Genomic DNA, 10280 nt, shown 5'->3' on the forward strand with positions numbered 1-10280 from the left:
TCCATGAAGATAGCGTGCGTAAACCCTGTGGCTTACGTGGCAACTGAGATCCTTCTCACCGCGCTTTGATTGGCTGATGCCAATTCGTTGTGACTATTTGAACACGTCACATCAGGTTCCTGTGTGCAGTATTTCACACAAAATGAAAACCGTTTGCAACGTTGCTTATTAAAATGAGACTCAAGTCACACTTTAACGGCGCTATGCTCAGCGTCTAAACCAGATAAGAGTGTATACCCGATTCATGACAAGCGAAGTTCAGGCGGATATACAGAGAACGCCGACCGGCGATCTTGTGGCGAATGTTATAATAATAACATTTTAAAGAGAACATAAATCGCACCACAGCGAACAATCCAAAGACAGCAAGAAATGCCGGGCAATAAAAATGTTATTTAAATCACAAAAAGTATAACGAATTACTGCCGTGCAGATAACTGAAAGACCCGGCGGGTGTTGGCGAGCAACGTATCGGCGATTTCCTGCGCAGATTCTGTACGCAACTGGCATAACACATCAAACACCACAGCGGCGCGTTCCGGCCGGTTAGGTTGTCCCTGAAAACCCTGCAACGGCATATCCGGCGCATCGGTTTCGAGCAGTAAAGAAGAGAGTGGCAACTGCGCCATCACCTGACGGGTTTTCTGCGCACGTTCGTAACTAATCGTTCCGCCGACGCCTATCGCATAACCGAGTTTAATAAACGCCTGCGCCTGAGAAAGGCTTCCGGCAAAACCGTGTACCACGCCGGTCGCGGGCAGTTTCGCCTGCCGTAACATCGCGGCGAGCTGATCGTGGCTGCGGCGTGAATGCAAAATCACCGGCAGATTCTCTTTTTTTGCCAGGGAAAACTGAGTTTTAAGCAACCGCTGTTGTTGCTCAAACATCGGGTCTTCCATGTATAAATCCAGCCCGATTTCGCCTACTGCGACCAGCCGCACATCACGGTGGCTGAGCAACGCTTCCAGCAATTCGACATCCTGATCCTTGTGCTGCGCGATATATAAAGGATGCAGCCCGAGCGCGGCGTGGATCTGCGGGTGATTTTTGGCGAGCGCAAGAATGCCGCGAAAGCGATCTGCCGTCACGGCAGGCACGATAATCTCGCGGACACCCGATTCACCGGCGAGACGCAGGCTGTCCGCTTCTGCGCCGGTAAAAGGCGGAAAATCGAAATGGCAATGCGTATCGATGAACGTGAAACTCACAACTTATCACCTTCGCTGGCCGGAAAATGACTCTCAGCCGGCGCATTGTCGCTCATCGCCGCCGGACGGACTACGCCGCCATCGGCGACCATATCCGTCAGCACGGCGGGATCGAGAATAATCTGCTCGATTGTGCTGCTGGCGGCGGCCAGCGGGATCACATTCTCCGGCTCGTCCTGCGGCACCACGATGCGTTTTGGACGGCTAACGCGCGGAGTAATCTGTGGATAAGGCCGTTCGTTTTCGCGCGGCATCAGCCAGTGCGCAGCAGCAGAAAGGAAATAACGTCCGCAACGGCGGCCGAGATGATAATCCTGGTTCAGCGCAGGAAGACGGCTTCCCAGCGCGTGGCTGGCCAGCGGTTTTGGCGGGAAGATTTCGAAAATGCGCACATCATCCGGCGGATTTTCAATGAACTGCTGAATGCGGTGATAGCTTTCTTCGTGATGCTGCATCATGCGCACCAGCTGTTGCAGACTGCTTTCACTCAGCCACTGCTCCATCCGTTTCATCCACTGCGGCGTGTAGAACATCGCCGACGGCACGGTGCGGATCACCACAATGGTATCTGCGCCGCGGCGGTAAGCTTCCTCAACCGGGATCGCATCGCTGATCCCGCCATCCTGATAGCTGATACCATCCAGATCCACGCCCATGCGGTAGAAACCGGGGATCGCGCTGGACGCTTTGATCACCGGCAACCAGTTTTCACGCGTCGGCGCAAAATAGTTGGCCGTGTAATCATCGCTACGGCAGGCGCACATCAGAAACTCACGGCCGTCGATCAGCAGTTTTTCTGCACTTTCCATCGCCAGGGGCATGTTTTTCGACGTTTCATCGACCAGCCAGTCGAGATCGATAAGGTGTCCGCCACGCACAAAGCGCAGAGGGTTGAAAAAGTCAGGGCTGGTGGTGTAGCGGGTGATGACTCTGCGGGCGTAACCGGGCTGGCCGCAAACAAACGCGGAAAGGTTTTGCGCGCCTGCTGATGTGCCCAGATAGAGATCAAAAGGATTAAAACGAGCCCGCTGGAATTCATCCAAAACGCCTGCGGTAAAAATGCCTCTCTGTCCTCCTCCTTCACAAACCAGGGCAATTTTCCCCGGCATATAAGGTTTATACGCCAGCGGTTCTATATTCCCCAGCGTGACAGGTATTCTGTATCCCAACGCGCTATCCTCGCAAAATCGGCATTACACTATTGGCCTTTTACCGGCCTCCTTTCTGAGCATACCCCGACTTCTCGTTTTGCGTGAATTACTTGCCTAAATTGGCCGATAAAATCGTTACGTCCTGTTAACGGGCAAACTGTACCCATAAAAGAATCGCCCCCTTCACTGAAGGGGGCGATGTCATTCATTAACGCTTATTGGCATCAAATCAATGATGCGGTCAGAGTCGTTTACGACCGGTAAACAGGCTGACCAGGAACAGAATGATACCGACTACGAAGACGATTTTTGCAGCCCAGGCAGCTGTACCCGCCAAACCACCGAAACCGAGAGCCGCCGCGATTAACGCGATGATTAGAAAAATAATGCCCCAACGAAACATAAGCTTCTCCTTTACCCTATTTTCACTTTGCCAGTTTAAAAGGTGGTGCCCCGCTTCGGGCCGGACTCACTGTTGCCTTTCTGACGCTTTATTAACCGGTTGTATACCGGATACAAAAAACAGCTTACTTAATAAAGGTAGTCGAAAAATTAAAGTGTTAGAGATTCAGTCACGATCTTTTTTCTGACATCAGGCAAAACATGTCCATCCCGAATATTGCACGGGCAACACAAATATTGTTATGCGTTATTCAAAGATGAGGCGCCCGCCCTTCGGAGGGCACCTTGTACAACAGGTATAACAGAGGATCGTTACGGTGCGACTTTCAGGTCATTTTTGACGCTTTTCACGCCATCAACAGTTTTCGCAACGCTTTCTGCACGGTCAGACTGTGCCTGATCTTTCACTGCACCGGAGAGCTGTACCACACCGTCAGTGGTTTCAACTTTCACGTTACGTGAAGGGACGATGTCATCGGCCAGCAGTTTAGCTTTGACAGACGCTGTTGTGGCGCTGTCGCCGGCATACCCTTTCACGCTCTGATCTTTGCTGTCTTTGGTGTGCAGTTTGTCGCTGACAGATTTCACACCTTCCACTTTGGTCGCTGCTGCAACAGCCTGTTCCGCTTCAGCCTGTGAGCCGACAAAGCCGCTCAGCGTGACAACGCCTGAAGTGGTAGTGACAGAAATGTCGCTGCTTTTGATGGCTTTATCATCCACCAGAGCACTTTTTACTTTCGCTGTGATGGCGCTGTCGCCCATGTAGTTATCAACTTTCTTCATGGAGCTATCGATTTTTGCACCTGCGCTATCTGTAGTCGTTGCAGCCAAAGCGCTACCGCTCATCAGTGCGGTACCCAGTACTACGGCCATCATTGAATAGGCAAATTTAGAGTTTTTCATCGATTTCTTCCTTTCGGTTTATAAGCCTTGCTTTCGGCTCTGCACGTCACATTCTTGGTGACGCCTTATAACAAATTGTATTGCTGCTGTTTTTACTTTCCTTGTAGCAGAGTACATTGTTTTGTTCTGGCTTTTTATCGCCTCACGATACAACTCTCTGTTACGTGACTTTAAAGTAGTGCTTTAAGCCACCGTTTCCTGAACACACATTTAATATAGTCAAGAATGATCAGATGTGTAGGAAGATCGTCGAATAAGGCCCTTAATGCAGACAAGTCTTAGGGTTTGAGGCAGTTTGCGCCCATTTTTCAGGCAAAGAGGCGATAAAACGAGCAGGGAAAAATGCGAGGCAAATCACTTTTAACAGAAAATGGCGAAAAAAAAGACGGCAACCTTGCCGTCTTTCTGTTTCAAAACCGGATGATACGAAGATTAATGTTCGCGGGTTTTGCGGAATTTCACTTCCGGATAACGCTCAGAAGCCAGATTCAGGTTCACCATCGTCGGGGCGATATACGCTAAGTTATCGCCACCATCGAGCGCCAGATTGGTTTCGTTCTTGCGTTTAAATTCTTCGAATTTCTTAACATCGTTGCATTCTACCCAGCGGGCGGTAGAAACGTTCACCGACTCATAGATTGCTTCGACGTTGTATTCACTTTTCAGACGCGCCACAACCACTTCAAACTGCAGAACACCGACCGCACCGACGATCAGATCGTTGTTAGAAATCGGGCGGAAGACCTGCACCGCGCCTTCTTCAGAAAGCTGCACCAGCCCTTTCAGCAGCTGTTTCTGTTTCAGTGGATCGCGCAGACGGATACGACGGAACAGTTCAGGGGCAAAGTTAGGAATGCCGGTGAACTTCATGTTCTCACCCTGAGTAAAGGTGTCGCCAATCTGAATGGTGCCATGGTTATGCAGACCGATAATGTCGCCCGGATAAGCTTCTTCAACGTGCGAACGGTCGCCAGCCATAAAGGTCAGTGCATCAGAAATCACCACGTCCTTGCCGGTACGCACCTGACGCAGCTTCATGCCTTTTTCATATTTACCAGATACCACACGCATGAACGCCACGCGGTCACGGTGTTTGGGATCCATGTTGGCCTGAATTTTAAACACGAAACCGGTGAATTTCTCGTCATCGGCTTTGACTTCGCGCAGATCGGTTTTACGCGGCATCGGCGCAGGCGCCCAGTCCACCAGACCGTCGAGCATATGGTCAACACCAAAGTTGCCAAGTGCGGTACCGAAGAATACCGGCGTCAGTTCGCCCTGCAGGAACGCTTCGTGGTCGAATTCATGCGATGCGCCCTGCACCAGTTCCAGTTCATCACGCAGTTGCGCAGCCAGATCTTCGCCGACGGCGGCATCGAGTTCAGGATTATCCAAACCTTTGACCACGCGAACTTCCTGAATGGTGTGCCCTTTACCGGTCTGATACAGATAAACTTCATCTTTATAGAGGTGATAAACCCCTTTAAACAATTTACCGCAGCCGATCGGCCAGGTAATCGGAGAGCAGGCAATTTTCAGCTCGCGCTCCACTTCGTCCATCACTTCCATCGGGTCACGGATGTCACGGTCGAGTTTGTTCATGAAAGTCAGGATCGGTGTATCACGCAGACGCGTTACTTCCATCAGCTTACGGGTACGGTCTTCGACACCTTTTGCGGCGTCGATCACCATCAGACAGCAGTCAACGGCGGTCAGGGTACGGTAAGTATCTTCGGAGAAGTCTTCGTGCCCCGGGGTGTCGAGCAGATTAACCAGACACTGTTTGTACGGGAACTGCATCACGGACGTGGTGATGGAGATACCACGTTGCTTTTCCATTTCCATCCAGTCGGATTTGGCGTGATGGCTGGAGCCACGGCCTTTTACCGTACCGGCGGTCTGGATTGCCTGTCCGAATAACAGAACTTTTTCGGTGATGGTGGTTTTACCGGCATCGGGGTGAGAGATGATGGCAAATGTGCGGCGCTTAGCCACTTCAAGGGCGTATTCACTTGGAGACATGTTTTTCACGTTTCTGCGGTTGGTCCGCCCTGCATCGGGATTCACTTCACGTCAGAAGGTGACGTCAGGCAAAGCGGTAATAAAAGTTATAGCCGGCTATTTTCACTGATTTAGACGGGATGGGCAATCAATGGTTTTTTTGTGTGCTAACCCAGCGGCAGCGCCATCATAATCGCGTCTTCGCGGCCTTGTGCGGCGGGATAATAGTTACGGCGGATGGAGACTTCGTTAAAGCCCAGGCTTTCGTATAACGCGATGGCTTTTGCGTTGGAGGCGCGGACTTCCAGCCAGAGCGTGAAAACGTCTTTTTTCTCAATCTGTTGGATGACGTCTTCCAGCAAGGCCCGGCCTAAGCCCTGACGCTGAAATGCCGGATCGATGGCAATATTGAACAGCGTGGCTTCATCAAGAACGATTTGCGTAATAGCAAAACCGGCCATCACGTCGTTGCGCATGATTTTGAGATTCAGATAGCGTTCGCCCTGATTGCTGGCGAGCGTTTTTTCCGTCCACGGAAAAGCATGGCTGGCCTGTTCAATTTCAAGTGCGCGGGGAAGATCAGCGGGCGTCAGGATAGAAATGTTGTTCATTTTCACAGATCTGCTGCCAGAGTGCGCGTTTTGCGCTGGCGTCTTGATAAAGCCCGGCGAGAGCCGGGCTGGATAACTGCGTACCGGCGAGCGTAAGCGGTTCGCTCAAACCCAGTCGCCAGATATTGCAGCGGGTGTCTTCCGGCAACATGGTTACCTGTTCCGGCGTCAGGCGGTAAACCTGCGGTTCAGCCAGTGCCAGACTGCGGAGCACATCGCGCACCAGCGGATCATCTTCAGCGGGCGGCACATCGGCGACAATCAATAATTTTGTCTCCGCAGGCAGGCTGACGGCGACTTCACCCTGCAAAACCGCAGGCCGGCGCAGCGTCCACTGGGTAATGCCCAGTTGTTGTAAAAGTGTATCTCGTCTGGATGCCATGCCTGATCCCTGCCCGTTGAATAGCGAAAAGCCCGGCTATGCTAGCAAACACATCGAACATGCGCCAATAAACCTCTATAATCGCGCGTTACATTCCTGAGGAGCCACACCCTGATGTCTGCATTAACTCCGGCCAGCGAAGTCATACTGCGCCATAGCGAAGAATTTGAAGGCCGCCGCGTCCTGTTCGCCGGCGACTTACAAGATAACCTGCCTGCTGAACTCGACGCCGAAGAAGTCCGCGTTCACACCAATATGTATCACCACTGGCAGATGCTCAGCAAAACGCTGGGCGACAACGTGCAGTTCGGCTTACTGGCCGACGCAGACCTGATCGCGCCTTGCGATGTGCTGATGTATTACTGGCCGAAGAGCAAGCTGGAAGCCAAATTCCAGCTTTTCAACCTGCTGTCACAGCTGCCGGTCGGTATCGACGTTTTTGTCATCGGTGAAAACCGCAGTGGCGTTCGCAGCGCGGAAACCACGCTGGAAGGCTTGTGCGAACTGAGTAAAGTCGACAGCGCGCGCCGTTGCGGCCTGTACCACGGGCGTCTGGAAAAACAGCCTGAATTTGATGCAAATGGCTGGTGGGATGAGTACATGGTCGAAGAAGTGACCATCAAAACCCTGCCGGGCGTATTCAGCCGTGAAGGTCTGGACAGCGGAAGCCTGTTGCTGATCAACAGCTTCGAAGAACCTGTTAAAGGCAAAGTGCTGGATGTGGCCTGTGGTTCCGGCGTTCTGGCATCAGTGCTGGCGACATACTCGCCGAAGATGAAAATCACGCTGAGCGATGTGAGCGCAGCCGCTATCGAAGCCAGCCGCGCCACACTGGCCGCCAATGATTTACCGGGCGAAGTGATCGCCAGCAACGTCTATTCCGACATTGCCGGTCGTTTTGACATGATCATCTCCAACCCGCCATTCCACGAAGGTCTGCAAACCAGCCTGACGGCGGCTGAGCAGCTGATCCGTGGCGCGGTCAGCCATCTGAATATCGGCGGCGAACTGCGCATTGTGGCTAACGCCTTCCTGCCTTACGCCGCGCTGCTGGATGACACGTTTGGCAGCCATGAAGTGCTGGCACAAAATGGCCGTTTCAAAGTGTACAAAGCAGTACGTGGCCGTCCGCCGCGTGATCCAAAGAAAAAGCGTTAATCCGTCGTTTTACTGCTCGCTGAGGATGCGCATCATTTCTGCGTTGTAACGGTCACCCGCCGCAACGTGGAAAGGAAACACTGCTTCGATCGCCGCGATTTCGGCTTCACTCAGGGAGACATCAAGCGCGGCGATGTTTTCCTCAAGATAATGACGACGTTTGGTGCCAGGGATTGGCACCAGATTATCGCTACGCGATAACACCCACGCCAGCGCCAGCTGCGACGGTTTCACCCCTTTTTCCTGCGCCAGTTCACCGATTTTTTCCGCCAGCTGCAGATTCTTCGCAAAGTTTTCACCTTCGAAACGCGGGCTGAAGCGACGGTAATCGTCGGGCTCAAGATCGTCCATTGAACGGATTTGTCCGGTCAGAAAACCGCGCCCCAGCGGGCTGTAGGGCACAAAACCAATGCCAAGGCGTTCGCACGCCGGCAAAATCTCCGCTTCTACATCCCGCGACCACAGCGAATATTCCGTTTGCAGCGCGGTAACCGGATGCACTTTGTGCGCACGCTCCAGCAGGCTGACAGACACTTCGCTCAGCCCGATGTAACGAATCTTCCCTTCCTGAACCAGATCCGCCAGCGCGCCCATGGTTTCCTCAACGGGTACGGAAGGATCAGGGCGGTGCTGATAATAGAGATCTATAACATCCGTCCCCAGACGCTTCAGGCTGCCTTCAACGGATTGACGGACATAATCCGGATGTCCGTTGGTGGCGCGTGCGTGCGGGTTCGCGAGGTCACGCACGATGCCGAATTTGGTGGCCAGGAAAACTTTATCGCGACGCCCTTTCAGAAAACGTCCCAGCAGTTCTTCATTGGTATGCGGGCCGTACACGTCGGCGGTATCAAACATCGTAACGCCCAGTTCCAGCGCACGTTCCAGCGTCGCCATCGACTCTTTTTCATCCTGACCGGTGGTGTAGAAATCGCTCATGCCCATGCAACCCAAACCGAGCGCGGACACCATCGGACCCATTTTTCCAAGCTGACGTTGTTTCATTGAGATTCCCTCGTGACATGAAGAGTAAGTAACATGAAGAAGTGTGGTTGTTATTGCGGATAAGATAAATCATCGAAAACGTGCAACACTGTTCATCAATCGCAAACAATCCTGAGCGCCTGCGGAGAAGAAAAATGGATCAGATACAGGCAATGAAAATTTTCATCCGTATCGCCGAGCTGGAGAGTTTTAGCCGCGCAGCGGAAGACCTTGATTTACCGCGCGCAACGGTCAGCACGACGCTGAAACGGCTTGAACAGCGGCTGGGCGTCCGGCTGTTTTTGCGCACAACGCGTCAGGTTAAAATCACCGATGAAGGCAAGATTTATTACCAGCGCTGCCTGCAATTACTGTCAGCGCTTGAAGAAGCCGATACCCTGTTTGCGCATCATAAAAACCAGCCCGCCGGAACGGTCAGAATCGACATGCCGCATTCGCTGGCGCGCGTGATGGTGATTCCGGCGTTGCAGGCATTTTATGAACACTATCCACATATCACCCTGAGCGTCAGCGCCAATGACAACTCCGTCAATCTGCTCGATCAGGGCGTGGATTGCGTGATTCGTGCGTGGCCGTCTGAAGATGAAAATCTGCAATCGCGGCATCTGGCCAATCTCGAACAAATCACCTGCGCGTCTCCGGCGTATTTCGCGAAATTTGGCACCCCGCAAACGCGTGCAGATCTCGCCACGCATCAGGCCATTGGCTACTTTTTCGCACATCAGCAGCCGGAATCGCATCTGGAATTTGTCACTGATGGCACGGTCGAAAAAATTCAGTTACGCCGTACGCTGACCGTCAGCGGCGCAGATGCGTACGTTGCAGCGGCAAAAGCCGGTTTTGGTCTGGTTCAGGTTTCAAGACTGGCGATTGCGCAGGAACTGGAACGGGGAGAACTGGTGGAAGTCCTGTCAGCCTTAACGCCGCCGCCGATGCCACTTTACATCATGTATCCGCCGGGACGCTTTCTCGCGCCACGTATTCGCGTGTTTCTCGACTGGCTGATTACGCTCTTTTCACAGCCGGTTGCGTGAGTGGCGTCGTCGGTCATTAATAGAAAAATTGCTGATTAAACCATCAATTAACCTGGCTTCGTTCTGACAGATTGACCCATTCACCTTGAATATGTTGTTTTTTACATCAACCATCCGAAATGGGGGAAATAACAGTTGACGCCTGTGGGAAAATCTCTAGAATTCGCCCCCGTGGTTGTGTTACTTGCTGATGACATTCCGATGAATGCATCAACACAGTAATCAATTGGTTCGCGATGGTGGCGGAATTGGTAGACGCGCTAGCTTCAGGTGTTAGTGTCCTTTGGATGTGAGGGTTCGAGTCCCTCCCTTCGCACCAAAACAATCACAAGATTTATATTGCACGGCACGGTATGCGATGGTGGCGGAATTGGTAGACGCGCTAGCTTCAGGTGTTAGTGTCCTTCGGATGTGAGGGTTCGAGT

Annotated in this window: 10 protein-coding genes and 1 tRNA gene; 3 read left to right on the forward strand and 8 right to left on the reverse strand. The window is 52.4% G+C overall.

Annotated elements, in window-relative coordinates; translation table 11 throughout:
- Positions 1-419: 419 nt before the first annotated feature.
- From J8X26_RS02235 to J8X26_RS02265, 7 genes are all read right to left on the reverse strand, one after another.
- Positions 420-1208 carry a TatD family hydrolase gene (locus J8X26_RS02235; protein ID WP_208950037.1) on the reverse strand — a complete coding sequence of 263 codons (789 nt, stop codon included), beginning with the start codon at positions 1206-1208 and terminating at the stop codon, positions 420-422.
- A complete protein-coding gene (locus J8X26_RS02240) occupies positions 1205-2317 on the reverse strand; it encodes a patatin family protein (protein WP_235937376.1) in 1113 nt (370 codons plus the stop codon). The genes J8X26_RS02235 and J8X26_RS02240 overlap by 4 nt, the downstream gene beginning before the upstream one ends.
- A 283-nt stretch (positions 2318-2600) precedes the next feature.
- A complete protein-coding gene (locus J8X26_RS02245) occupies positions 2601-2762 on the reverse strand; it encodes a DUF1328 domain-containing protein (protein WP_013577105.1) in 162 nt (53 codons plus the stop codon).
- Positions 2763-3073: 311 nt separating this feature from the next.
- On the reverse strand, positions 3074-3664 hold the full coding sequence (gene osmY / locus J8X26_RS02250; RefSeq protein ID WP_152325209.1) for a molecular chaperone OsmY: 591 nt from the start codon (positions 3662-3664) through the stop codon (positions 3074-3076).
- Between the two features lie 432 nt (positions 3665-4096).
- A complete protein-coding gene (gene prfC, locus J8X26_RS02255) occupies positions 4097-5686 on the reverse strand; it encodes a peptide chain release factor 3 (protein ID WP_152325210.1) in 1590 nt (529 codons plus the stop codon).
- 146 nt (positions 5687-5832) lie between these two features.
- Entirely contained in the window at positions 5833-6276 is a 444-nt protein-coding gene (gene rimI / locus J8X26_RS02260) for a ribosomal protein S18-alanine N-acetyltransferase (RefSeq protein WP_152325211.1), read from the reverse strand.
- On the reverse strand, positions 6245-6658 hold the full coding sequence (locus J8X26_RS02265; protein WP_152325212.1) for a DNA polymerase III subunit psi: 414 nt from the start codon (positions 6656-6658) through the stop codon (positions 6245-6247). The genes rimI and J8X26_RS02265 overlap by 32 nt, the downstream gene beginning before the upstream one ends.
- A 114-nt stretch (positions 6659-6772) precedes the next feature.
- Between J8X26_RS02265 and rsmC the strand changes: the two genes are divergently transcribed.
- Positions 6773-7816: a 16S rRNA (guanine(1207)-N(2))-methyltransferase RsmC gene (rsmC, locus tag J8X26_RS02270; RefSeq protein WP_208950038.1), complete on the forward strand. Its 1044-nt coding sequence runs from the start codon at positions 6773-6775 to the stop codon at positions 7814-7816.
- A 9-nt stretch (positions 7817-7825) separates the two neighbouring features.
- On the opposite strand, the gene J8X26_RS02275 is transcribed toward rsmC, so the two are convergent.
- Positions 7826-8821 (reverse strand): aldo/keto reductase, encoded by a 996-nt coding sequence (locus tag J8X26_RS02275; RefSeq protein WP_208950039.1) that lies wholly within the window; start codon positions 8819-8821, stop codon positions 7826-7828.
- A gap of 134 nt (positions 8822-8955) precedes the next feature.
- Between J8X26_RS02275 and J8X26_RS02280 the strand changes: the two genes are divergently transcribed.
- Both J8X26_RS02280 and J8X26_RS02285 read left to right on the forward strand, forming a co-directional pair.
- Positions 8956-9855, forward strand: coding sequence for a LysR family transcriptional regulator (locus J8X26_RS02280; protein ID WP_208950040.1), 900 nt, complete (start codon positions 8956-8958; stop codon positions 9853-9855).
- Positions 9856-10088: 233 nt separating this feature from the next.
- A tRNA-Leu gene (locus tag J8X26_RS02285) sits at positions 10089-10174 on the forward strand.
- Positions 10175-10280 lie beyond the last annotated feature (106 nt).

This window comes from Rahnella sp. ChDrAdgB13 (assembly GCF_017655185.1).
Classification (GTDB): domain Bacteria; phylum Pseudomonadota; class Gammaproteobacteria; order Enterobacterales; family Enterobacteriaceae; genus Rahnella; species Rahnella contaminans.

Excerpts from the sequence above, each read along its gene's own strand:
- J8X26_RS02240 (WP_235937376.1), bottom strand. The coding sequence starts at position 2,317 with ATGCCGGGGAAAATTGCCCTGGTTTGTGAAGGAGGAGGACAGAGAGGC.
- J8X26_RS02245 (WP_013577105.1), bottom strand. The coding sequence starts at position 2,762 with ATGTTTCGTTGGGGCATTATTTTTCTAATCATCGCGTTAATCGCGGCG.
- osmY (WP_152325209.1), bottom strand. The coding sequence starts at position 3,664 with ATGAAAAACTCTAAATTTGCCTATTCAATGATGGCCGTAGTACTGGGT.
- prfC (WP_152325210.1), bottom strand. The coding sequence starts at position 5,686 with ATGTCTCCAAGTGAATACGCCCTTGAAGTGGCTAAGCGCCGCACATTT.
- rimI (WP_152325211.1), bottom strand. The coding sequence starts at position 6,276 with ATGAACAACATTTCTATCCTGACGCCCGCTGATCTTCCCCGCGCACTT.
- J8X26_RS02265 (WP_152325212.1), bottom strand. The coding sequence starts at position 6,658 with ATGGCATCCAGACGAGATACACTTTTACAACAACTGGGCATTACCCAG.
- rsmC (WP_208950038.1), top strand. The coding sequence starts at position 6,773 with ATGTCTGCATTAACTCCGGCCAGCGAAGTCATACTGCGCCATAGCGAA.
- J8X26_RS02275 (WP_208950039.1), bottom strand. The coding sequence starts at position 8,821 with ATGAAACAACGTCAGCTTGGAAAAATGGGTCCGATGGTGTCCGCGCTC.
- J8X26_RS02280 (WP_208950040.1), top strand. The coding sequence starts at position 8,956 with ATGGATCAGATACAGGCAATGAAAATTTTCATCCGTATCGCCGAGCTG.